This window comes from Clavibacter tessellarius (assembly GCF_001618005.1).
GTDB classification, from domain to species: Bacteria; Actinomycetota; Actinomycetes; order Actinomycetales; family Microbacteriaceae; genus Clavibacter; species Clavibacter tessellarius_A.
The window spans coordinates 52,972-75,908 of sequence record NZ_LQXA01000030.1; the positions used below are offsets into that span (position 1 = coordinate 52,972).

Consider the following 22,937-nt stretch of genomic DNA (forward strand, 5'->3'; position numbering starts at 1 on the left):
CGCGCCGCGGGCCGCATGCCCGGCGGCTGCCTCGTCTGCGCCCGACCGCGGATCAGAACGCGTCGTCGAGCTCCTTCTCCCGCTCGCTCTTCGCGAGGGAGAACGCGCGGCCGAGCGCGGAGAACAGCGGCCCCCACTCGGCGTCGACGATCTGCGTGAACCCGAGCCGCCGGGCCTCCGCCGCGCGCTGCGGAGCTGAGGTGACGCCGCGGATCTCGCCCGCGAGGCTGATCTCGCCGAACGCGGCGAGGTCGTGCGGCATGGCCTTGCCGTTGACGGCGGAGACGAGCGCTACGGCGATGGCGAGATCCGCCGCGGGCTCGGTGAGCCGCACGCCGCCGACCGTGGACACGTAGACATCGCGATCGGACAGCCGCACGTTGGCGCGCTTCTCGAGCACGGCGAGCAGCATGGCGACGCGCGACGCATCGACCCCGTTGACGACCCGGCGCGGCTGCGGCGCCTTCGTGTCGACGACGAGCGCCTGCACCTCCACGGGCAGCGCGCGGCGGCCTTCCATCGCGACGGTGACGCACGTGCCGGAGACCGAGTGGACGCCGCGCGAGAGGAACATGCCGCTCGGATCCGGCACCTCGACGATGCCGTCGCCCGCCATCTCGAAGCAGCCGACCTCGTCGGTGGGGCCGAACCGGTTCTTGAGCGCGCGGATGAAGCGGAGCGACGTCTGCCGGTCGCCCTCGAACTGGCAGACCACGTCGACCAGGTGCTCGAGGAGCCGCGGGCCGGCGATGGAGCCGTCCTTCGTGACGTGGCCGACGAGCAGGAGCGGCAGGTCGCGCTCCTTGCAGACGCGGATGAGCGTGACGGCGACCTCGCGCACCTGGCCCGGGTGCCCGGGGAGCCCGTCGGACGTGCTGCTGGAGACGGTCTGCACGGAGTCGACGATGAGGAGATCCGGCGACACCTGCTCGATGTGGCCGAGGATGGTGCCGAGGTCGGTCTCCGCCGCGATCATGAGGGACTCCTGCAGCCCGCCCGTGCGCTCGGCGCGCATGCGCACCTGCGCGACCGACTCCTCGGCCGTGACGTAGAGGACCTTCGCGCCCTTCGCGGCCGCGCGTGCCGCGACCTCGAGCAGCAGCGTGGATTTGCCGACGCCGGGCTCGCCGCTCATGAGGATGGCCGCGCCGGGCACGATGCCGCCGCCGAGCACGCGGTCGAGCTCGCCGACGCCGCTCGGCATGTGGCTGGCGGACGCGGTGCCGACGTGCATGATGGACCGCGCCTGGCTGGATCCGGCGGGCGTGAGCGTGGTGACGCGACCGGCCGCCGCGGGCGTCTGCGACACCTCCGCGACGGTGTTCCAGCTCTGGCACTCGGCGCACCGGCCGACCCACTTCGGTGTGGTCCACCCGCACTCCGAGCAGCGGTACGTGGAGTGGATGCGGGCCATGCGGGGGACTCTACCGGCGGCCGCCGACATGGTCCGACGGCTTCGTGTCAGGCATCGCGGCGGCGGAAGAGGAGGGCCGCGGCGGCGCACGGGAGCACGACCCAGACCGCGACGGCCGCGACCTCGAGGGGCGTGATCGGGGGCGGGGCGATGCTGCCGGTCGTGCCCGTGAGGATCCGGCCGGCGGTCGTGAGCAGCAGGTCGTACACGGGCACGTCCCCGAGGTCGGGGATCAGGCCGACGACCTGGGGCAGCACGAGCTGGATCGCGATGAAGGCGGTGATGGCGGCGACGCCGCTGCGCATCAGGGTCGCGAGCGCCAGGCCGAGGAGGGCGACCATCACGAGGTACGCGCCGGATCCGAGCAGCGGCCCGAGCACGCCCCACGACGCGAGGCTGCCGTCGTAGCCGATGCCGGCGCGGGTGCCGGTCGTGAGCACGTAGGCGGCGAGGCCGGGGATCACGCCGAGGCCGAACGCGACCAGCGCGACCGCGAGCGCCTTCGCGGCCAGCGCCTCCAGGCGGTTCGGCACCGCGGCGAGCGTCGAGGCGATCGTGCCGCTCGAGTGCTCGGAACCCATCGCGAGGACGCCGAGGACGCCGACCGCGATCTGGGTGACCAGGAGGGGCATCGTCAGGACGGCGCCCGTGCCCGCGTCCGCCATCGACGGCGACGCGTCCGCGGGCAACGGGGTGGCCACGAGGGGCACCAGCGCGCTGATGCCCACCCCGGCGAGGGCGACCAGCGCGACGGCCCAGCGAGTGGAGCGCAGCGTCGCGAGCTTCAGGAGCTCCGCGTGGGTCGCGCGCCGGAAGGTGACCCGCGTCGGCCGGGCGGCGCGAGGGCGGCGAGGGGATCGTGTGGTCGGCGTCATGGAGCCGACGCTACGGAGGGCACGCCCGGAGCCGAGTCGGGCGGCGGTGCCTGGTGCGTGGGCCGCGGGTGCCGCGACGCGGTCGTGTTCCCGCACGTGAGGGATACCGCGGGACCACGCTCGGGCCGGTGCGCGGATCCAGCGGGGTCGGGCACCGCGGGCGCGGCTCCGTCGGGTCAGTCGTCGGCTGTCTGGTCCGAGGCGGGCCGCGCCGTCAGCCGGACCAGCGCCCGGATGTAGAGGAGCACCGACGCGGCGAGGGCGGCCGCGCCGATCCACGGCGGATCGAACGTGCCCGTGATGAGCAGGGCGCCGACGATCAGCGTGACCACGAACCACAGGGTCCCGGTCGGCGGCGGCGCGAGGGCCCGGTCGCGGCCGCGGACGCGCACGTACATGAAGACGGAGAGCGCGAAAGCGGCCGCGGAGATCCACGGTGAGACGCCCGCGCCGGTGACGAGCAGGGCCCCCGAGACGAGCCCGATCACCATCCAGAGCGTGCCGGTGGAGCGGGCGTCGGGGGTGTCGTCGGCCATGCATCCACCCTACGGACGCGGATCCGTCAGGCGCGAGGGGCCGATCGTGCGACGACCGTCCTCGAGATCCTGTCGTACGGTGTGCGGCCCGAGCCGAGCAGGAGCGTCACGAGCCACACGGTCGGGAGCAGGTAGGCGATGACCAGGGGAGCTTGCGCGCTCGACGGGACGGTTCCTGTCGTGCCGTCGCTGGCGCGGACGAGCGTGTACACGGCCGCGTGCCCGATGATCCAGGGCAGCGCCACCTTGAGGGCGTTGCGGAGGAGCGCGCGGCGGAACGGGAGCGCCTCGCCGGTGCGGGCGTCCTGCACGATGAGCCTCCGCGCGCGCTTGCCGGGCGTCGCCTGGCGCGGTCCGGACTCCAGCACGGCCAGCGCGATCGTGATCGGCACGACCAGCACCAGCGTCGCCACGGCGTTCTCCGCGACGGGCGGGAGATGCATAGCGGCCCCGACGAGGAGGAGGGGCACCGTGACGGCCGCCACCAGCGCGATCCACACGCACATGAACAGCCAGTCGATGAGGACGGCGAGGACGCGGTCGCCGGGGTGCCGGGTCATGGTCGCGACCCTATCGACCGTGCGGCCCCCGCTCGGGATGGGGGACCCGACGACGCGCGCGCGTCAGCGCCCCGCCACCTCCAGCGCGCGCACCGTCGCCGGGAGGAACGGGAGGAAGGCGCTCGCCCAGACGCGGTAGCCGCGGTCGTTGGGGTGGAAGAGGTCGCCGGCGGCCTGGGTGATCGCGAGGATCGGGGTCTGGCGGCGGGTGATGGCGTGGAGGGGCGCCAGGCGCAGGCCGCGGTCGGCGACGAGGCGGCGGACGATCTCGTTCGCGACCCGGACCTTGCGCTCGCTCGCGGGGAAGTGGAAGCACGGCAGGTCGGCGACGACGGTGGTGGGCGGGACGGCGTCGAGGATCCGGCCCAGGTCGCGCTCGAACGCGACCGGCTCGAATCCGGCGATGTCGTTGGCGCCGATCGCGAGGGTCACGACGTCGGGCCGCAGCTTCGCGAGGCGGGGGAGCTGGTACTCGACCAGGTCGGAGACGCGGGCGCCCGAGACGCTGAGGTTGACCGTGCGGACCGAGCGGCCGCTCAGGGCGCGGATTCGGTCGGCGAGGATCCCGACGTAGCCGTTCACCGGACGGCTCGCCCCGATGCCCTGCGCGGTGGAGTCGCCGAGCGCGACGTAGAGGAGGTCGCCCTCGAGCTGCGCGTGCTCGCGCCACCAGGCGGAGTTCACGGGCAGCGTCTCGTTGAGGACGGCGGCGCGCTCGCGGCGACCGGCCTCGAACCGGCGCGGCAGGACGAGGGCGGCGGCGGTGAGGCCGCCGAGCGCGGCGGCGACGGAGGCGAGGAGGGCGGCGTGACGGGCGGAGCGGGTGGATCTCTGGGGCACCACGGGAGCCTACGCTCGTGGATCCGGGTGCCTGCTGGCCGGCACGTCGCGGGATCAGGCGACGCGGAGGCCGCGTGCGAGGAGCGATGCGACCTCCCGGGCGTCCGGTGCCCGACGGGGCCCGTCGGCCGCGGCTCCGATCCCGTGGAGCGCCATCATCACGGCCCGCGCGCTCACGTCGTCGCGGATGGTGCCGTCGGCGACTCCTCGGGACATCAGGTCGGTGAGTGTGCGTTCGAGCTCGCTGCCGCCTTCGGCGCGGGCGGCCTCGTCGACGATGCCGGCCAGCGTGCGCGCGAGCGGGGCGTGCTCGAGGACGTAGTCCACGAACGCGCGCAGGAACGCCTCCAGGGCCTCCGCGGGCGGGAGCGAGGAGGCGCGGCCGTGCTCGCAGAGCGCGACCACCTCGCCCCGGTAGACCGCCGCGGCCAGCGCCTCGCGGGTCGGGAAGTGGCGGTACAGCGTCCCGACGCCCACTCCTGCGCGCGCGGCGAAGTCGTCGAACCTCAGCTGCTCGTCGTGCTCGAACACCGAGCGCGCCGCGGCGATGATCGCCTCGCGGTTGCGCCGCGCGTCGGCCCTCAGCGGCTTCTCGTCGGCCATGCACCCTCCCGTTGACATCCGGAGATCATCTCCACATAATCAGGTGTGGAGACGATCTCCACTTTAACGGGAAGAGCGCCATGAAGATCCTCATGTTCGGACGCGGGGTCATCGCGACCATCTACGGCCAGGTGCTCCAGGAGGGCGGGCACCAGGTCGAGTTCCTCGTGCGCCCGGGCCGTGCCGCCGAGTACGGCGACGAGGTGCGGACGGACGTCATGGACGCGCGCCGGTCGCCCCTCGGGCGTCGCGTCCGCGGCTCCGTCGCCACGCGGCTGCGGGAGGACCTCGGATCCGCGGACGGGTTCGACCTCGTCGTGCTCAGCGTGGGGCACCATCGCCTCGAGGAGGCCGCCGCGTACCTCGCGCCCCGCATCGGCGATGCGACCGTGCTGGTCTTCGGCAACGTCTGGGGCGAGCCGCTCGCGGCGACCGCGCCCCTCCCCGGCGAGCAGGTGGTGTTCGGGTTCCCCCAGGCCGGCGGGGGCTTCGGGCCGGACGGGGTCCTCCACGGCGCCCTGTTCCGATCGATCGTCCTCGAGGCATCCGGGCGAGCGGCCGGTCGTCGCGGACGGCTGGTGCGCGCGGCGTTCCGGCAGGCGGGGATCGGCGCACGGGAGGAGGAGGACATGCGGGGATGGCTGCTGCTGCACTTCGCCATGGACGCCGGCATGTTCTCCCGGGCGCGGGCCGCGGGAGGTCTCGCGCGCATGGTCGGGGACCCGCGAGCGCTCCGGGACGCCTTCCTGGCGAGCCGTGAGCTGCTCCCCGTCCTCGAGGCACGCGGCGTGGACCTCCGCCGGCACGTCGCTGCCGCGCTCCCCTGGCGGCTGCCCGGGCTGACCGCCTGGATGCTGGCGGCCGCGACGGTCCTCGTGCCCATCGCGCGGGTGAGCCTCGCCGCGCACACCGATCCGGACGCCGCCGAGCACCGGGCCGTCCTCGAGGATGCGCGGAGCACGGCCCGGCAGCTCGGCATCCCGACGCCGCGGCTCGCGCGAAGCGACCGCTGACCCGTCCGTCGATGGGCGTCGTGCGTCGTGCGTCGTGCCGCGCGGCGCCGGGTCGACGGGATCGGCTACGCCTCCTCGGGCGCCCGCCCCGCCCCCGCCGGCACGAACCGGTACCCCATGCCGGGATCCGTGAGCAGGTGCCGCGGGTGCGAGGGATCCGGCTCGAGCTTCTTGCGCAGCTGCGCCACGTAGAGGCGGAGGTAGCCGCTGTCGTTCACGTGGGTCGGGCCCCAGATCTCGGTGAGGAGCGTCTGGCGGGAGACGAGCCGGTCGGGGTTCCGCACGAGCAGCTCGAGCACCTGCCACTCGGTGGGGGTGAGGCGCACGCGCGCGTCGCCGCGGGTGACGACGCGGGCGGCGAGGTCGACCGTGACGTCGGCGAACGACACGGCGGCCGAGCGGTCCTCGTCGGCGGCGGCGCGGCGGCCGAGGGCGCGGATCCGGGCGAGCAGCTCGTCGATGGAGAACGGCTTGGTCACGTAGTCGTCGGCGCCTGCGTCGAGCGCCTCGACCTTGTCGGCGGCGCCGGAGCGGCCGGAGACCACGAGGATCGGCGCGGTCGACCAGAGCCGGAGCGCCTGGATCACCTCCACGCCGTCGAGCCGCGGCATGCCGAGGTCGATCATGTAGAGGTCGGGCTTCTCGGCGACGGCCGCGCGGATGGCGGCGGCGCCGTCGTCCGCGGTGACGATGTCGTAGCCGAGGCTCGTGAGGGTGATGCGCAGGGCCCGGAGGATCTGCTGGTCGTCGTCGGCGATGAGGATCTTCACGCGGACACCTCCGAGGACGCGGCGGCGGGTGCCGGGGGAGCGGCGGGGGCGTCGGCGCCCGGATCCGCATCCGCGGCCGCCGCATCCACCGCCGGCTCCGCGCCCGCGCGGCACACCGGCAGCGCCACCACCATCGTGAGCCCGCCGCCGGGGGTGTCCTCGGCGGTGAGCGTGCCGCCCATCCCCTCGGTGAATCCCTTCGAGAGGGCGAGGCCGAGGCCGAGGCCGGACGCGTTGTCGGTGTCGCCGAGGCGTTGGAACGGCACGAACATGTCGTCGCGGCGCTCGGGGGCGACACCGGGGCCGTGGTCCACGACGCGGATCTCGACCGAGTCCGCGAACGCGCTCGTGCTGAGCCGCACGGGTACGCCCTCGGGCGCGTGGCGGACGGCGTTGCTCAGCAGGTTGACCACCACGCGCTGGAGTAGGCCCGGATCCGCGACCGCGCCGGGCAGGTCGGGCGCGAGGTCGAGCACGGCGTCGGCGGGGCCGAGGTCGAGCTCGTCGAGGGCGGCGAGCACGACGTCGTCGAGGTCGACGTCCATGAGCCGCACGCCGAGCACGCCGGCCTGCACGCGGCTGACGTCGAGCAGGTCGGTGACGAGGTCGGCGAGCGTGCCGAGGCTCTCCTCCGCGGTGGCGAGGAGCTCCTCGCGGTCGCCGTCGGCCCAGGTCATGCCGGGGGAGCGGAGCGCGGAGACGGCGGCGGTCGCGGCGCTGAGCGGGCGGCGCAGGTCGTGGCTGACCGCGGAGAGGAGCGCGGTGCGCACGCGGTCGGTCTGGGCGAGCGGGCCGACCTCGCGGGCCGTGTCGGAGAGGTCGCGGTGCTCGAGCGCGGCGTCGAGCTGCGCCGCGATGACCCGCAGGAGGCGGCGGCCGGACGCCTCGAGATCGTCGCCGTAGAGGGTGAGCACGCCGCGGGATCCCACGGCCACGTCGGTCGCGGCGGCGCCCGTGACGACGCCGTCCCACGCGATGGTCTCGTCGCGGTCGACGAGCTTCACGCCCTGCAGGCCGAACGCCTCGCGGGTGCGGCTGACGAGCGCGTGCACGGCGCCCTCGCCGCGGAGGACGGATCCGGACACGGTCGCCAGCAGCTCGGCCTCGGCGGCCGCGCGGCGGGCGACGCGGGCGCGGCGGGCGGCCTGGTCGACGATCCAGCTCACGAGCAGCGCGATCACCACGTAGAGCACGAGCGCGAGCATGTGCATCGGCTCGTCGACCGTGATCGTGTAGAGCGGGTCGATGAAGAAGTAGTCGAGCGTGATGCCCGAGAGCACGGCCGCGAACAGCGCCGGCCAGATCCCGCCGACGAGCGCCACGAGCACCACGAGCAGCTGGTACGAGAGCACGTCGCTCGTGATGGAGTCGTCCGAGCGCGTGGCCGAGAGGAACCAGGTGAGGAGCGGCCCTCCGACGAGGGCGAGCAGCGCGCCCATGATCCGGCGCCGCATGCTGAGCGCGCCGCCGCGGATCCGCGGGAGGCGGAAGCGCCCGCCGGCCGCCGCGTGCGTGACGATGTGCACGTCGATGTCGCCCGACTCGCGGATCACGGTGGCGCCGATGCCGGGCCCGGTGGTCGCCGCGGCGAGGCGGCTGCGGCGGCTCACGCCGAGCACGAGCTGCGTGGCGTTGGAGGCCCGGGCGAACTCCACGAGCGCGCGCGGGATGTCGTCGCCGACGACCTGGTGGTAGCTGCCGCCGAGCGAGTCGACGAGCGCGCGCTGGCTGGCGAGCGCCTCCGGGCTGCCGGAGCGGAGGCCGTCCTGGCTGGAGACGTGGACGGCCATCAGCTCGCCGCCGGCCGACCGGGCGGCGATGCGGGCGCCGCGGCGGAGGAGGGTCTCGCCCTCGACGCCGCCGGTGAGCGCCACGACCACGCGCTCGCGGGCCTCCCAGCGGGCGTCGATCCCCTTCTCGTCGCGGTACGCGGCGAGCGCGGTGTCGACCTCGTCGGCGAGCCAGAGGAGCGCGAGCTCGCGGAGGGCGGTGAGGTTGCCGAGCCGGAAGTAGTGGGAGAGGGCCGCGTCGATCCGCTCGGCCGGGTAGACGCGCCCGCCGGCGAGCCGGTCGCGCAGGGCCTCGGGCGCCAGGTCGATGACCTCGATCTGGTGCGCCTCGCGGAGCACGCGGTCGGGGATCGTCTCGCGCTGCGGCACCCCGGTGATCTTCTCGACCACGTCGTTGAGGGAGGCGATGTGCTGGATGTTGACGGTGGAGATCACGTCGATGCCGGCGTCGCGGATGAGGTCGACGTCCTGCCAGCGCTTCTCGCTCCGGCCGCCCGGGGCGTTCGTGTGGGCGAGCTCGTCGACCAGCGCGATGGTGGGCCGCCGGGCGATGACCGCGTCCACGTCGAGATCCGTGATCTCCACCCCGCGGTGCGACACCTCGCGCCGGGGCAGGATCTCCAGCCCCTCGAGCATCGCCGCCGTGGCGGCGCGGCCGTGGGTCTCCACGACCGCGACCACCACGTCGGCGCCCTCGTCGCGCAGTCGCTTGCCCTCCTCGAGCATCGCGTAGGTCTTGCCCACGCCGGGCGCAGCTCCCAGCAGCACCCGCAGTCGACCGCGCTTCATGTCTTCTCTCTCTTGCCCGTGGGGTGCGGGCGTCAGCCGCCGAGGCCGGCGAGCGCGATGTTCAGCTCGAGCACGTTCACGGTCGGCTCCCCGAGGTAGCCGAGGTCGCGTCCCTGCACGTGCTGGTCGACGAGGCGCGCGACCTCCTGCTCGGGGATGCCCCTCGCCTCGGCCACGCGGGCCACCTGCTCCCGAGCGTATTCCGGGCTGATGTGAGGATCGAGCCCGGAGGCCGATGCGGTGAGCGCGTCGGCCGGGATCGAGGCCGGATCCACGCCGTCGGATGCGGCGATGGCGGCCTTCCGGTCCGCGATGGAGGAGACGAGTGTGTCGTTCTCCGGGCCGAGGTTGCTGCCGCTGGAGGCGGTCCCGTCGTAGCCGTCGCCCGCGGCCGAGGGCCGGGACTGGAACCACTCCGGGAGGGCGGCGCCGTCGGAGTCCTGGAAGGACTGGCCGATCAGCGACGATCCGACGACCTGGCCGTCGGCGGAGACGAGCGAGCCGTCCGCCTGCGCGGGGAGCGCGAGCTGGCCGATGCCCGTGACGACGGCCGTGTAGCCGACGCCGAGGACGACGGTGAGGACGGCCATCGCGCGGACGGCGACGCCGGCGGTGCGGAGGGACTGGCGGGGGGAGGACATGCGCTTCCTTCTATCGGTGACGTGAGGTGATCGGGGAGGGGATCAGAAGCCGGGGATCAGGCTGACGACGAGGTCGACGAGCTTGATGCCGATGAACGGCGCGATCACGCCGCCGACCCCGTAGACGAGCAGGTTCCGGCTGAGCACCTTGGAGGCGCTGAGCGGCCGGTAGGCCACACCCTTCAGGGCCAGCGGGATCAGCGCCACGATGATCAGCGCGTTGAAGACGATCGCCGAGAGGATCGCGGATGCCGGCGAGTGCAGCTGCATCACGTTGAGCACCGCGAGCTGCGGGAAGACGCCCGTGAACATCGCGGGGATGATCGCGAAGTACTTCGCCACGTCGTTCGCGATGGAGAACGTGGTGAGGGCGCCGCGGGTGATGAGCAGCTGCTTGCCGATCCGCACGATGTCGATGAGCTTCGTCGGGTCCGAGTCGAGGTCGACCATGTTGCCGGCCTCCTTCGCGGCCGACGTGCCCGTGTTCATCGCCACTCCGACGTCGGCCTGCGCGAGCGCGGGCGCGTCGTTGGTGCCGTCGCCGGTCATGGCGACCAGGCGGCCGCCCTCCTGCTCCTTGCGGATGAGCGCGAGCTTGTCCTCGGGCGTCGCCTCGGCGAGGTGGTCGTCCACCCCGGCCTCGGCGGCGATGGCGCGGGCGGTGAGCGGGTTGTCTCCCGTGATCATCACCGTGCGGATGCCCATGGCGCGCAGCTCCGCGAAGCGCTCCTTGAGGCCGTCCTTCACGACGTCCTTGAGGTGCACGACGCCCAGCACGCGGCCGGATCCGTCGGCGTCCTTGGTCGCGACGACGAGCGGGGTGCCGCCGCCGTTCGAGACGGCCTCGACGGTCGCCGTGAGCTCGTCGCGGACGAGCTTCGGCAGCGCGCGGCCGCCCTCCTCGATCCAGGCGAACACGGCCGACGAGGCGCCCTTGCGGACGATGCGGCCGTCGGGCAGGTCGATGCCCGACATGCGGGTCTGGGCGGTGAAGGGCACGTCGACGCCGCGGGGCAGCGTCGCGGTGTCCACGCCCTGGGCGACGGCGAGGTCGACGACGCTGGATCCCTCCGGCGTCGGGTCCGCGAGCGACGACATGGCCGCGCCGCGGGCGAGCTCGTCGCCCGTCACGCCGCCCACCGGGATCAGCTCGCTGGCGCGGCGGTTGCCGTAGGTGATGGTGCCGGTCTTGTCGAGCAGCAGCGTGGTGACGTCGCCGGCGGCCTCGACCGCGCGGCCCGACATCGCGAGCACGTTGCGCTGCACGAGCCGGTCCATGCCGGCGATGCCGATGGCGGAGAGCAGCGCCCCGATGGTGGTGGGGATGAGGCAGACGAGCAGCGCGATCAGCACGGGCACGCTCACGGTCGCCGCGGCGTACGAGGCGATCGGGTTGAGCGTGAGCGCCACGATCACGAACACGATGGTGAGGCTCGCGAGCAGGATGTTCAGCGCGATCTCGTTCGGCGTGCGCTGGCGCGACGCGCCCTCGACGAGGCCGATCATGCGGTCGACGAAGGTCTCGCCGGGCTTCGAGGTGATGCGCACGACGATCCGGTCGCTCAGCACCCGCGTGCCGCCCGTGACGGCGCTGCGGTCGCCGCCCGACTCGCGGACGACAGGGGCGGACTCGCCCGTGATGGCCGACTCGTCGATGGAGGCGATGCCCCACACGACGTCGCCGTCGCCCGGGATCGACTCCCCGGCGACCACGACGACCATGTCGCCGAGGGTGAGGTCGGCGCTCGAGACCTCGCGGAGCTCGGCGCGCTGGGCGCCGGGGTCCCCGGAGGCGTCGTAGGACGCGACGACGTGCGCCATGGTGCTGGTGCGGGTCTTCCGCAGGCTGTCGGCCTGCGCCTTGCCGCGGCCCTCGGCCACCGACTCCGCGAGGTTCGCGAAGACGACGGTGAGCCAGAGCCACAGGGCGATACCCGCGGTGAACGTGGTCGGCACGGAGCTGCCGCCGGAGGATCCGGCGCCGCCCGTGAACGGCTCGGCGATCGCGAGGATCGTGGTGAACGCGGCGCCGACCTCGACGATCAGCATCACCGGGTTCTTCCACATCAGGCGCGGGTCGAGCTTCCGGAACGCGCCGGGGAGCGCCTCGGCGAGCTGCCGGGCATCGATGGCCCGGGCGCGCGACGCCCGCTGCTCGGAGCCGGCCGCGGGTGCGGTGCCGGTCTCGGGGGTGATGGTGGTCATGATGCGAGCCCTTCCGCCAGGGGACCCAGCGCGAGAACGGGGAAGTAGGTGAGAGCGGTCACGATGACCGTCACCCCGATGAGGAGGCCGACGAACTGCGGCCGGTGGGTGGGCAGGGTCCCCGAGGTGGTGGGGATGCGGTCCTGCGCCGCGAGGGATCCGGCGAGCGCCAGCACGAACACGATCGGGAGGAACCGCCCGAGCAGCATCGCGACGCCGAGCGCCGTGTTGAACCACGGGGTGTTCGCGGTGAGGCCGGCGAACGCGGATCCGTTGTTGTTCGACGCCGAGGTGAACGCGTACACGACCTCGGAGAGGCCGTGCAGGCCGCTGTTGAGGATCGAGGTGCCCTCGACGTCCTCGCGGACGGCCGGGATCGCGAAGCTCAGCGCGGTGCCGAGGAGCACGAGCGTCGGCGTGATGAGGATGTAGAGGCTCGCGAGCTTGATCTCGCGCGGCCCGATCTTCTTGCCGAGGTACTCGGGCGTGCGGCCGACGAGCAGGCCCGCGACGAACACGGAGATGACGGCGAGGATGAGCATGCCGTAGAGGCCCGAGCCGGTGCCGCCGGGGGCGACCTCGCCGAGCATCATGTTGAGCATCGGCATCATGCCGCCGAGCGCCGTGTACGAGTCGTGCATCGAGTTGACCGCGCCGGTGGAGGTGAGCGTGGACGCGGTGCCGTACAGCGTCGATCCGATGATGCCGAAGCGCTGCTCCTTGCCTTCCATCGCGCCGCCGGCGGCCATCGGGGCCGTGCCCGCGCCGTTCAGCTCGAAGATCGTGAGGGCCGTGAGGGAGGCCACGAAGATCGTCGCCATGACGGCCACGATCGCGGTGCCCTGGCGGGTGTCGCCGACCATCTTGCCGAAGGTGCGGGGGAGGGAGAACGGGATGGCGAGCATCAGGATCACCTGGAACGCGCTCGTCCAGGCCGTCGGGTTCTCGAACGGGTGGGCGGAGTTCGCGTTGAAGAACCCGCCGCCGTTCGTGCCGAGCATCTTGATCGCCTCCTGCGAGGCCACCGGCCCGCCCGGGATCGTCTGCGTGCCGCCCGTGATGGTCGCCACGTCCTGGAAGCCCGCGAAGTTCTGGATCACGCCGCCGGCGATGAGCACGACCGCGGTGACGAGCGAGAGGGGGAGCAGCAGGCGGAGGGATCCGCGGATCAGGTCGACCCAGAGGTTGCCGATCGTGCCGCTGCGCGTGCGGGCGAAGCCGCGGACGAGCGCGATCGCCACCGCGATGCCGACCGCCGCCGAGACGAAGTTCTGCACGGCGAGGCCGGCGAGCTGCACGGTGTAGCCCATCACCGCCTCGGGCGAGTACGACTGCCAGTTCGTGTTGGTGACGAACGAGACCGCGGTGTTGAAGGAGAGGCCCTCGGGCACGGCGGGGAGGCCGAGCGAGTAGGGGAGGAACGCCTGGAGGCGCTGCAGCCCGTAGACGACGAGGACGCCGACGAGCGAGAACGCGAGCACCGCGCGGAGGTAGGCGGGCCAGGTCTGCTCGGAGCGGGGGTCCACGCCGATGAGGCGGTAGATGCCGCGCTCCACGCGGGAGTCGTGGCGCGACTCGTACATGCGCGCCATGAGGTCGCCCAGCGGGCGGTGGATGAGGACGAGGACCAGGACGACGGACGCGACCTGGAGGATCCCGGCGAGCGTGTCCATCAGAACCTCTCGGGCCGGACGAGGGCGTACACGAGGTACACGACGGAGGCGATGCCGAGCACGGCGGCGGCGAGGCCGGCGGCGTCGGCGAACGAGGTGATCACAGCTTCTCCACTCCTCGGCCGACGAGGGCGACGAGGGCGAACAGGACGATGGCGCCTGCGATGTACACGAGGTCGAGCACTGGGGGATCCTCCGTTGAGGGATGCCGCGGCCGGTCGGACGCGGGTGCCCGTCGGGGGCACGGAGGACGAGTAGACACCTCGCGATCGGGCGTCCTCACGCATCCATACGGTTCCCTCACGGGGCGGCGGGGAACCTCACGACACTCCTACGCGGGGGTCGGCGGGGCGGCGCATCACCCCTTCACGCTCCTCCTCCACAGCCTGAACGCCGTCGATGGGGTCTCGTGATCTGCGCGCAGCGCTCACATCGGAGCAGCCGCCTGTATGTTGCTTTCATCGACGAAAGGCGCCGTCGGTTCCCATTTGAGGCCACGCGCTTTCATCCGTCCGCCCGAGGGAAGCAGCCCGAAGTGAGTGTCTTGCTCGTTGAACAGCACGGCATCACAGCCGTCGGGATGAGCTCCGGGCGTGTCTCCGAATGAGCGCTTCAGACCTCACGGCCGATGTCATGGCGCAGTTCCGCAATGCCGGAGTGGATGCGCACACGACGCTCCTGCTCGGCGCCGGAGCCTCGACGACATCCGGTCTGCCGGATTGGGACGAGCTCGCGACCCGCTTGCTGGTGAGTAGCGGGGCCGTGTCGAACGAAGAGAGCGCCCGAACCCTGGTGTCACGCCAAGATCCCATGATGGTCGTGGAATCAGCGCGGGCGCTCCACGGTCCGTCGTGGAACAAGAAGCTCCGCGCAGCTCTATACGAGGGAGTGCTGTCGCCGGAATCGTCTCCACTCCATCTTGCGGCCGTCGCACATGCACTCGGTGGTTCGCCCGGTGACACCACGCTGGTCACGCTGAACTTCGACACCCTGCTGGAGGATGCTCTCCAGGAGGAGACCGGGGCTCCCGTCGAGTCCGTCGCTGATGGGCGCGATGTGACTGACATGGCGGTCCATCATCTCCACGGAGTCGTGAGTACTTCCGCGACGACGGAGGCTGTGCTCACGCTGACGGAGTTCCTCGATCTCATGAGCGATCCCGACTCATGGCAGTTGCGGAATCTGCGAGCAGCTGTGGGGCGAGGCGCCGTGGTGATCGCGGGAACCTCATACCGGGATCCAGACGTGCGGCAATGGATGCATGACGCCATGAGGGGCGCCCCGGACAGTCACGCGACCCTCATCCTGCTGGCTCGGCAGGGTCTTGCGGTCACGAAGCAGGAGTTCGAGGACTTGCGGTCTGCCCTCACCGAGCAGTGGTCGGCGATAGGGATGCGGCCGGTCCTGGTGAACGACTTCTCCGATGCGGCGCAGGTCATTCGGGAGCTCCGGTTCATCGATGCGCCCCACTATCGCGCTCCCCAAGAGCGAGCAGAAGCTGTCTGGACATACCACGCCCTGAATTTCGCTCGCCTTCAGGAAGAGTACGTCGCAGAACTGGCGCAGAACGCGCAGACCCTGTCCGACGCGTTCTCCGTCGACAGCATGAATCTGACTCTGTGGCTGGCGAACTCGGAAGGGAAGCTCGCGCGATGGGCGGCTCAAGACCGCAGGTACCTCGACCCGAATGGACTCCGTATGGTCGAGACGGGTTTCGACAGCCCGTGGATCGCGGGTCAATCCCTCGGATCCGACACCTTGTTGCACAAGGATCTCCCGGAAGGTGACATACGGCGCTGGAGCTCTGTGCTGGCGGTCCCGATTCCCGTGACTCATCCCGAATTCCCCACGGTGACGTCGGCCGTGGTGACCATCGGGCTCCCGGATCGAGCGGAGACTTACGCGGGGTCGCGCTTCCTCTGGGCAGACGCGGTCTCCAAGATCGGAGATGCATGGACATCGAGGATCAGCGACGCTGTGTTCCCACGATGAGCGAGTACGATCGCGTACACGAAGCGGGAGGCGTGATGGCCGAGAAGCACAGCGCGGCGGGTTACCAGAGCTTGGGCAACGGCGTCTACAGGGTTGGTGCTGTGCGTCGGAGCGCGGTCACCGGGCGGTACGTCGTCAAGGGCCACGAGACACGCGTCGAGCGCTCGAGCGGTGAAGAAGCCCGCGGGCGCTCCGAGGAACGCCGCAAGTAGTCCGCGGCTGCGGCGCGTGGCCGGTTCGGAAGCGCCCCGTGCGGGGACGCGCCCGGCTACTCACGCCGCCCACCCCGCCACCACGTCCGACCCCACCTTCACGATCAGCACCGCGACCACCACGATGAACGCGACGCGGATGAAGCGGCTGCCGCGGGCGACGGCCATCCGGGATCCCGCGTAGCCGCCGAGCATGTTGGCGACGCCCATGCCGAGCGCGAGCGCCCAGAGCACGTGGCCCTGCGGGATGAAGAAGGCGAGGGCGCCGAGGTTCGTCGCGACGTTCACGATCTTCGCCTTGGCGCTCGCGAGCACGAAGTCGTAGCCGAGCGCGGTGATGAGCGCGATGATCAGGAACGTGCCCGTGCCGGGTCCGATGAGGCCGTCGTAGAAGCCGATGACCACGCCGAGCAGCGCCGCGATCCCGTGGTGCTTGCGTCCCGTGTGCCGGAGCGCGGCCACGTCGCCGAGCCGCGGGCGGGCGATCGTGACGACGGCGACGATGATCAGCGCCACCACCACGAGCGGCTTGAACACCGACGAAGGCAGCAGCGCCGCGAGGCTCGCGCCCCCGTAGGAGCCGGCCAGCGCGACGGCCGCCATCGGCAGCGCGGTGCGGAGATCCGGGTGCGTGCGCCGGTACCAGGTGACCGCGCTCGTCGACGTACCGAACAGCGACGCGAGCTTGTTGGTCGCGAGCGCCTCCACCGGCGTGATCCCCGGCACGAGCAGCAGGGCCGGCAGCTGCAGCAGGCCGCCGCCGCCCACGACCGCGTCGATCCAGCCGGCCGCGAGCGCCGCGAGCAGCATGAGCAGCGCGACGGTGAGGGTGATCTCGCCGAGGGATCCGCCGATGTCCACCGGGCGCCGGCTACTCGGCGGAGCCGGCGGCGGGGGAGGCGGCGCAGCGCGAGGCGTCCGCCGACTCGAGCGCGACCAGGCGGCGGATCTCGTCCGCGTCCACGTTCACGCCGAAGAGGGAGCGGCCGGGCTCGAGCACGCGGCCGGCCGCGAGCGGACCGATGTCCACGGGGTCGAAGCCGAACGCGTCCACGAGGGCCGCGACCGTCGCGCGCGCCGCGTCGTCGTCGCCCGCGACCGCGATGCCCTTGCGGCCGGACTCGCCGGACGGCCGCGGCCCCTCGTCGAGGTCGTGGTACCCCATGTGGTTGAAGGCCTTGACGATCGTGGAGTCGGGGAGGAACGCCTGCACCAGCTCGCTCGTGGAGGAGGCGGGGTGCGCCAGATCGTCGCGGTGCCCGTCCACCTCCCACCAGTAGTTCATGGCGTCGACCACGAGCTTCTCGCGGAGCTCGGCGGCGGGCACGGAGGGCAGCTTGCCGAGGGGGAGGGCGAGGATCACGACGTCGGCGCGCGCGGCCGCGTCCGCCGAGGTGGTGGCGACGGCGCCGGGCGCGAGCACCTCGACGATGAGGGCGATGCGCGACGGGTCGCCGGATCCGGAGATGAGGACGGGGTGCCCAGCGGCGACGGCGCGGCGGGCGAGCACCGTGCCGACCTTGCCGGCGCCGAGGATCCCGACGGTCGCCCGGGGCGCCGCTCCCTCGGCGTCGTCGCGGCGGGCGGGGGCGTCGGCGTGCTGCGTCATGCCCCCATCCTCCCCTCCGGCGACGGGCGCGGGCGGCATCATGGCCCGCGCGGCACCGGGCCATGGGCCGCGGGCCGTCCCGAAGGTAGGGTGGCGAGGCGGTCGGGTCCCGTCGTCCCGCCCGCGCATCCGACGGGCCGAGGAGGCGACATGCGCACGATCCCCCATCGCGAGGATCCGCATGGCTGACCGTGCGCTCTACGCCGACGCGGCCTCCGCGCTCGAGCGGGCCACCGCGTCCGGCGACGACCTCTGCGGGCCGCTCGTCGCGGCCATCGGGATGAACGGCGCCGCGGTCTCCACCCTCGGGGATCCGCTCGGCAACGAGACCCTCTGCGCGTCCGACGACCACGCCGCGCGGCTCGACGAGATCCAGCTCGACCTCGGCGAGGGCCCGTGCTGGGTGGCCGTCGCCACCCGCCGGCCGGTGCTCGAGCCCGACGTCCGCGGATCCGACGACCCCACCTGGCCCCTCGCCCGCCAGGCCATGCACGAGAGCGGGCTCGGCGCGGTGTTCGCGTTCCCGCTCGTGGTCGCGGGCCTCAGCCTCGGCGCGGTCGACCTCTACTCCCGCACCGCCCGCGACATCTCCCACCAGCAGGTGACCGACGCGACCGGCCTCACGCGCATCGTCGCGCGCCAGGTCCTCCGCCGCGCGCTCCTCGCCGCCGACGCCCCGCAGGAGGACACTGGATCGTGGGAGGGCCGGTTCTCGCGCCGCGAGGTCCACCAGGCCACCGGGATGGTCGTCGCGCAGATGGGCATCCCGCCGGCCGACGCGCTCCTCGTCCTCCGGGGCCACGCCTTCGCGACGGGGCGCAGCGTGCGCGACGTCGCCGAGGACGTGGTGGGACGGGTCCTCGACTTCACCCCGGACCGCTGATGCGCACCACGGACCACCTACCGCCCGAACGACCCAGAGGAACGACGCCGATGCCGGACACCCGCGAAGGACTGCTCGTCCGCACCTTCGTCAGCCTCGCCGACTCGCTCGTGAGCGACTTCGACGTGCTGGAGCTGCTGCAGACCCTCGTCGATCAGGCCACGCTGCTGTTCGACGCGAGCGCGGCGGGCATCATCATCGGGCCGGACGCCGCGCACCTCGAGGTCGTCGCGTCCACGAGCGAGAGGAGCCGGCTCGTCGGGCTGATGCAGGTCGAGGTCGGCGAGGGCCCGTGCGTCGAGGCCGTGACCACCGGACGGGTCGTGTCCGTCGCGGACGTGCGCGCGATCGCCGACCGCTGGCCGGCCTTCGCGGCGCAGGCGTCGGGCGCCGGGTACGTGTCGGTGCACGCGATCCCGCTGCGGCTGCGCGGCGACATCATCGGATCCCTCAACCTCTTCCGCGATCACGAGGGCGTGCTGAACGACGCCGACGCGGTCGCCGCGCAGGCGCTCGCCGACGTCGCGACGATCAGCGTGCTGCAGGAGCGCACCATCCGCGACAGCACCGTCGTGCGCGACCAGCTGCGGCACGCGCTCGACAGCCGCGTGCTCATCGAGCAGGCCAAGGGCGTCATCGCGCACACGCACGGGGTCGACATGGACGAGGCGTTCCGCATGATCCGCCGGCAGGCCCGCAGCACGAGCCAGGCGATGCCCCAGGTCGCCGAGGGGATCGTGGCCGGGCGGATCACGCTGGAGCGGGCGCGGGGCTAGCGTGCGCGGCGGCGCGGGGGCGCGGGGGCGCGGGGCAGGTCTCAGGCGAGCGTGCCGTCGAGGATCCGGTCGAGGGTGCCCAGCCCCTCCCACACGTGCGCGTGGATCCCGGCGCGGCGGGCGGCCTCCACGTTCTCGGGCTTGTCGTCGACGAAGACCATCCGCTCGGCCGGGGCGTCGAGGCGCGCGCACGCGAGCGGCCACACGTCCGCGTCGGGCTTCGCCATGCCGATCCGCGCGCTCGTGAGCACGTGCTCGAAGCGCGTTCCCCAGCCGTCGCGGTCCTCGAGCACGTCGGCCAGCTCGTGCGGGGCGTTCGACAGCACCGCGAGGCGGTAGCCGGCGGCGAGGGCGCGGTCGAGGGCGGCGGTCGTCTCCGCGTCGGGCGATCCCCAGCGGCGCTGCTCGATGGCGATCAGCTCCGCGAGGCCGTCGTCCGTGGGGACGTCGGCGCCGACGTCCCGGGCCACCGCCTCCCAGAAGACCCGGGCGCTCCCGCCCCGGTCGTACTCCTGGCGGTGCGCGTCGAAGGCCTCGCGCACGCGGGCCTCGGCGTCCTCGCCGGCGACCCCCGCGGGATCCAGCGCCCGGGCCAGCGCGCCGATGTCGTCCGGCCGCGTGATGAGCACGCCGCCGATGTCGAAGAGCAGCCAGGGGAGGGCGGGGTCGCGGTTCTCGGGCATGTGGCTCCAGGTGCGGATCGCGGGCGGGCGGTCCCTCGAGCATGCCCGGTCGGGCGGCGCGGCGCGCGCGTCGTGCCGCCGGCCGTGCGGATCCCGTGAGGGTCACCGGCCCGCGCGCACGGCTTCCGTGAGGGCGGGCGCGGGCCGGGCCCCGCGGGGGTAGACCGGAGGCCATGACCCTCACCGCGATCCTCCCGTCGCTCCGCCGCAGCATCCCGGATCCGCTCGCCGCCACGCGCTGGCCCGTCGGCACCGTCGCCACCACCACCGACCTGCGGGTCGGCGACGTCTCCCTCGTCGCGCTCGCCGCGGAGCGGGGGACCGCCTGCACCGTGACCGCCCCCGCGGTCGAGCCGGGCAGCAGCGGGCGCGCCTCCGCTACGGCACGCACCTCGGCGGTCGTGCTGCGGATCCTCGCGGTCGCGCCCGCCACCGCCGACGCCCCGCGCGCGATGCTCGTCGACGCGGACATCGCCGGCCTCGCCTGTGCGTGGGAGGAGGCGCGGCTGATCGGCCGGGCGTCGACCGCCGCGGCCCGGCCCGCGGAGATCGGCGGCGCGGCCGTGCGCCTGCCCGCCGACGTGGTCGCGGGCGACCTGGTCGTCGTCCCCGTGCCCGGCGCGGTCGAGGTGCGCGGGATCCGTGTGGTCGACGCGTCTGCGCCCGTGGTCGTGCCGCGTGCGGCGGGCCGGCTCGCGGCGGCTCCGGTGCGCGTCGAGGTGCCGGTGGTGGTGCGGGCGCTGTCGGCTGCGCGCTGATCCGGGTCGGGCCGCGGCCGGCGGTCCGCCTCGCCGCTCGCCGCTCGCCGCTCGTCGGCCGCCGCCGCTGCGCCGCCCGCCGCCCGCCGCCCGTGCGGCTCCCGCCCGGCCCTGTACTACACTCGATCCCGGTGGCGTGTCCGAGCGGCCTAAGGAGCACGCCTCGAAAGCGTGTGTGGGGGAGACTCCACCGTGGGTTCAAATCCCACCGCCACCGCCAGATGGATCCGGCGCCGCGCCTCGCGCGCAGCCCGATCCGCGCGAAGGGCCCCGGGAGACCGGGGCCCTTCGTCGTTCCCGGGCATCTCACCGCGTGCATCTCACCCGGCGCACCCCGGGCGCGCGTCCGCGCGCCGTCGACCGGCCCCGCGGATCCGCCTCAGCGCAGGATCCCGATCTCCCGCGCCGCCGCGACCGCCGCCGTCCGCGAGCTCACGCCGAGCTTCGAGAACACGTGCACGAGGTGCGACTTCACGGTGGCGTCGGTGATGTGCAGGCGCGCGCCCACCTCGGTGTTGGAGGCACCGTCGGCGACGAGCCGGAGCACCTCGATCTCGCGCGACGACAGGCTCACGCGCGGGGCGCGCATCCGGGCGAGGAGGCGGCTCGCGACCGCGGGCGCCAGGGCGCTCTCGCCGGCGGCGGCCGCGCGCACCGCGGCGAGCAGCTCGGCCGGCGGCGCGTCCTTGAGGAGGTAGCCGCTGGCGCCCGCCTCGACCGCGCCGAGGATGTCGCCATCGCTGTCGTAGTTGGTGAGCACGAGCACGTAGGGGGCGGCCTCCACCTGGCGGATCTGCCGGGTCGCGTCGGCGCCCGTGCGCTCCTGGCCGAAGCGGAGGTCCATCAGCACGAGGTCGGGCACGAGCGACGCGGCGAGCTCCACGGCCTCGTCGGGCGTGGAGGCCTCGCCCACCACGTCGATGTCGTCGACGACGTCGAGCACGGCGTGGAGGCCGGCGCGGACGACGGGGTGGTCGTCGGCGATGACGATGCGGATCACGAGGGATCGACCTCCAGGATCGCGGTGATGGTGGTGCCCCGGCCGGGCGCGCTGTCGACGTCGAGGCGGCCGCCGAGCTGCTCCACCCGCTGCGCCATCGCGCGCAGGCCGAACGAGTCGGTCGTGCCCGCGTCTTCCCCGACGCGCTCCGGGTCGAAGCCCGTGCCGTCGTCCCGCACGGTGAGCGTGGCGTGCGCGGCCGTGACGGCGACGCCGATCTCGACGGACCGCGCGTCGGCGTGCTGGGCGACGTTCGCGACGGCGCCCTGCGCGATCCGCAGCAGGGCGGTCTGCACGGCCATGGGGAGCGGCGGGTCGGACGGCGGCACCGCCACGTCGATCCGCAGCCCCTCCCGGCGCCACTGCGCGCCGAGCCGGCCGAGCGCCGCGCCGAGCCCGGCGTCGAGCGACGGCGGAGCCAGCTCCCGGATGAAGCGGCGCGTGTCAGCGAGGCCGTCGGCCGCGGTCGCGCGCGCGAGGCGGATGTGCTCGAGGCCCGGCCGGTCGCCGTCCGCCGCCTCCGCCGCGTGCAGCAGCATCTGGATGCTCGTGAGCCCCTGCGCGACCGTGTCGTGGATCTCCCGGGCGAGCCGCGCGCGCTCCGTCAGCACCCCCTGCTCCCGCTCCGTGGCGGCGAGCAGGCCGCGGGTGGCGATCAGCTCGGCGAGGAGCTCCTCGCGCTCGGCGGACTCCCGGGCGAGCGCCCGGTAGCCGAGGCCGATGAGGAGCGCGACGCCCGCGCCGACGAGCGGCCCGATCACGCCGCCGACCGTGAACCCGCCATGCAGCCCCAGCGCCACCACGGCGACGAGCGTCGCGACGACGACGGCGACCGGCCCGACGACGCGCGGCAGCACGTGCAGGTAGAGGAAGAAGAGGGGGAAGACGAGGTAGGCCGCATCCGGCACCAGCACGAGGAGCGCGATCCACGCGGCGGTGAGCGCGGTGATCCACACGGCCCCCGCGGCGACGCGGCGCGACGGGCGCGCGGCCGGCACGCGCGCGCCGAGCAGGTAGAGCACGGCGAAGGCGGCGGAGAGCGCGAGCGCGGCCGGCATCCGCGGCCCCTCGACGACGAGCACGCGCACCACGACGAGGGTGAGCAGCGCCGCGGAGAGCACGTGCAGCCCCGTGCGGAGTCCGACGAAGACGGGGGTGAGGGTGCTGTGCGCGGCCATGTGCCTGAAGGCTACGGGCGCGAGGCGGGGAGCGGATCAATCGGAAGTTCGATCGGAGGACCGAACTCCTCCCCGATGGATGTGGAGGGCCGGGCGGCGAGGCTCGTCACGGCGGCAGGGAGGGTCCCGGCGCCGGA

Annotated in this window: 23 protein-coding genes and 1 tRNA gene; 7 read left to right on the plus strand and 17 right to left on the minus strand. The window is 73.4% G+C overall.

The annotated features are described in order from the left end of the window. Positions 1-52: 52 nt before the first annotated feature. The 6 genes from radA to AWH51_RS07915 all read right to left on the minus strand — a co-directional run bounded on the left by radA (position 53) and on the right by AWH51_RS07915 (position 4,828). On the minus strand, positions 53-1,414 hold the full coding sequence (gene radA, locus AWH51_RS07890; RefSeq protein WP_063071542.1) for a DNA repair protein RadA: 1,362 nt from the start codon (positions 1,412-1,414) through the stop codon (positions 53-55). 47 nt (positions 1,415-1,461) lie between these two features. Continuing rightward, a complete protein-coding gene (locus tag AWH51_RS07895) occupies positions 1,462-2,289 on the minus strand; it encodes an ABC transporter permease subunit (RefSeq protein WP_063071543.1) in 828 nt (275 codons plus the stop codon). A 176-nt stretch (positions 2,290-2,465) separates the two neighbouring features. Beyond that, positions 2,466-2,825 carry a hypothetical protein gene (locus AWH51_RS07900; RefSeq protein ID WP_063071544.1) on the minus strand — a complete coding sequence of 120 codons (360 nt, stop codon included), beginning with the start codon at positions 2,823-2,825 and terminating at the stop codon, positions 2,466-2,468. Positions 2,826-2,851: 26 nt separating this feature from the next. Next, the gene (locus AWH51_RS07905; RefSeq protein WP_063071545.1) at positions 2,852-3,385 is read right to left on the minus strand and encodes an RDD family protein; all 534 of its coding nucleotides are present in this window, start codon (positions 3,383-3,385) and stop codon (positions 2,852-2,854) included. Positions 3,386-3,448: 63 nt separating this feature from the next. Then, a complete protein-coding gene (locus tag AWH51_RS07910; protein ID WP_254654513.1) occupies positions 3,449-4,225 on the minus strand; it encodes an SGNH/GDSL hydrolase family protein in 777 nt (258 codons plus the stop codon). 54 nt (positions 4,226-4,279) lie between these two features. Then, a complete protein-coding gene (locus tag AWH51_RS07915) occupies positions 4,280-4,828 on the minus strand; it encodes a TetR/AcrR family transcriptional regulator (RefSeq protein ID WP_063071547.1) in 549 nt (182 codons plus the stop codon). An 80-nt stretch (positions 4,829-4,908) separates the two neighbouring features. Between AWH51_RS07915 and AWH51_RS07920 the strand changes: the two genes are divergently transcribed. Next, positions 4,909-5,841 (plus strand): ketopantoate reductase family protein, encoded by a 933-nt coding sequence (locus AWH51_RS07920; protein ID WP_063071548.1) that lies wholly within the window; start codon positions 4,909-4,911, stop codon positions 5,839-5,841. Positions 5,842-5,906: 65 nt separating this feature from the next. Here AWH51_RS07920 and AWH51_RS07925 read toward each other — a convergent pair whose 3' ends face one another. Genes AWH51_RS07925 through kdpF form a run of 6 tightly spaced genes read right to left on the minus strand, consistent with a single transcriptional unit; the run spans position 5,907 to position 13,813 of the window. Further along, entirely contained in the window at positions 5,907-6,611 is a 705-nt protein-coding gene (locus AWH51_RS07925; RefSeq protein WP_063071640.1) for a response regulator, read from the minus strand. Then, complete coding sequence (locus AWH51_RS07930; RefSeq protein ID WP_081234974.1) at positions 6,608-9,190, minus strand: DUF4118 domain-containing protein; 2,583 nt, start codon at positions 9,188-9,190, stop codon at positions 6,608-6,610. The genes AWH51_RS07925 and AWH51_RS07930 overlap by 4 nt, the downstream gene beginning before the upstream one ends. Positions 9,191-9,222: 32 nt before the next feature. Continuing rightward, positions 9,223-9,831, minus strand: a complete 609-nt coding sequence (kdpC, locus tag AWH51_RS07935) for a potassium-transporting ATPase subunit KdpC (protein WP_063071549.1) — start codon at positions 9,829-9,831, stop codon at positions 9,223-9,225. A 42-nt stretch (positions 9,832-9,873) separates the two neighbouring features. Next, on the minus strand, positions 9,874-12,036 hold the full coding sequence (gene kdpB, locus AWH51_RS07940) for a potassium-transporting ATPase subunit KdpB (RefSeq protein WP_063071550.1): 2,163 nt from the start codon (positions 12,034-12,036) through the stop codon (positions 9,874-9,876). Beyond that, on the minus strand, positions 12,033-13,709 hold the full coding sequence (kdpA, locus tag AWH51_RS07945; RefSeq protein WP_063071551.1) for a potassium-transporting ATPase subunit KdpA: 1,677 nt from the start codon (positions 13,707-13,709) through the stop codon (positions 12,033-12,035). The genes kdpB and kdpA overlap by 4 nt, the downstream gene beginning before the upstream one ends. Then, the gene (gene kdpF / locus AWH51_RS07950; protein WP_063071552.1) at positions 13,709-13,813 is read right to left on the minus strand and encodes a K(+)-transporting ATPase subunit F; all 105 of its coding nucleotides are present in this window, start codon (positions 13,811-13,813) and stop codon (positions 13,709-13,711) included. The genes kdpA and kdpF overlap by 1 nt, the downstream gene beginning before the upstream one ends. A 499-nt stretch (positions 13,814-14,312) precedes the next feature. Between kdpF and AWH51_RS07960 the strand changes: the two genes are divergently transcribed. Next, entirely contained in the window at positions 14,313-15,701 is a 1,389-nt protein-coding gene (locus AWH51_RS07960; RefSeq protein ID WP_254654514.1) for an SIR2 family protein, read from the plus strand. Further along, positions 15,698-15,913, plus strand: a complete 216-nt coding sequence (locus AWH51_RS16260) for a hypothetical protein (protein WP_063071554.1) — start codon at positions 15,698-15,700, stop codon at positions 15,911-15,913. The genes AWH51_RS07960 and AWH51_RS16260 overlap by 4 nt, the downstream gene beginning before the upstream one ends. 60 nt (positions 15,914-15,973) lie before the next feature. On the opposite strand, the gene AWH51_RS07970 is transcribed toward AWH51_RS16260, so the two are convergent. Beyond that, entirely contained in the window at positions 15,974-16,774 is an 801-nt protein-coding gene (locus AWH51_RS07970; protein WP_063071555.1) for a sulfite exporter TauE/SafE family protein, read from the minus strand. 10 nt (positions 16,775-16,784) lie between these two features. Next, on the minus strand, positions 16,785-17,522 hold the full coding sequence (locus AWH51_RS07975) for an NADPH-dependent F420 reductase (RefSeq protein WP_063071556.1): 738 nt from the start codon (positions 17,520-17,522) through the stop codon (positions 16,785-16,787). Positions 17,523-17,703: 181 nt separating this feature from the next. Between AWH51_RS07975 and AWH51_RS07980 the strand changes: the two genes are divergently transcribed. Together AWH51_RS07980 and AWH51_RS07985 are read left to right on the plus strand one after the other, a co-directional pair. After that, on the plus strand, positions 17,704-18,405 hold the full coding sequence (locus AWH51_RS07980) for a GAF and ANTAR domain-containing protein (RefSeq protein WP_063071557.1): 702 nt from the start codon (positions 17,704-17,706) through the stop codon (positions 18,403-18,405). A 50-nt stretch (positions 18,406-18,455) separates the two neighbouring features. Then, a complete protein-coding gene (locus AWH51_RS07985; protein WP_063071558.1) occupies positions 18,456-19,181 on the plus strand; it encodes a GAF and ANTAR domain-containing protein in 726 nt (241 codons plus the stop codon). Between the two features lie 41 nt (positions 19,182-19,222). Here AWH51_RS07985 and AWH51_RS07990 read toward each other — a convergent pair whose 3' ends face one another. Further along, positions 19,223-19,864 carry an HAD family hydrolase gene (locus AWH51_RS07990; protein WP_063071559.1) on the minus strand — a complete coding sequence of 214 codons (642 nt, stop codon included), beginning with the start codon at positions 19,862-19,864 and terminating at the stop codon, positions 19,223-19,225. A 173-nt stretch (positions 19,865-20,037) separates the two neighbouring features. Between AWH51_RS07990 and AWH51_RS07995 the strand changes: the two genes are divergently transcribed. Further along, positions 20,038-20,622, plus strand: a complete 585-nt coding sequence (locus tag AWH51_RS07995; protein WP_063071560.1) for a hypothetical protein — start codon at positions 20,038-20,040, stop codon at positions 20,620-20,622. 130 nt (positions 20,623-20,752) lie between these two features. Beyond that, positions 20,753-20,842: transfer RNA gene (locus AWH51_RS08000), tRNA-Ser, on the plus strand. 159 nt (positions 20,843-21,001) lie between these two features. On the opposite strand, the gene AWH51_RS08005 is transcribed toward AWH51_RS08000, so the two are convergent. Both AWH51_RS08005 and AWH51_RS08010 read right to left on the minus strand, forming a co-directional pair. Continuing rightward, positions 21,002-21,622, minus strand: coding sequence for a response regulator (locus AWH51_RS08005; RefSeq protein ID WP_063071561.1), 621 nt, complete (start codon positions 21,620-21,622; stop codon positions 21,002-21,004). Then, entirely contained in the window at positions 21,619-22,800 is a 1,182-nt protein-coding gene (locus AWH51_RS08010; RefSeq protein ID WP_063071562.1) for a sensor histidine kinase, read from the minus strand. Before AWH51_RS08010 ends, AWH51_RS08005 begins: the two co-directional genes overlap by 4 nt. Positions 22,801-22,937 lie beyond the last annotated feature (137 nt).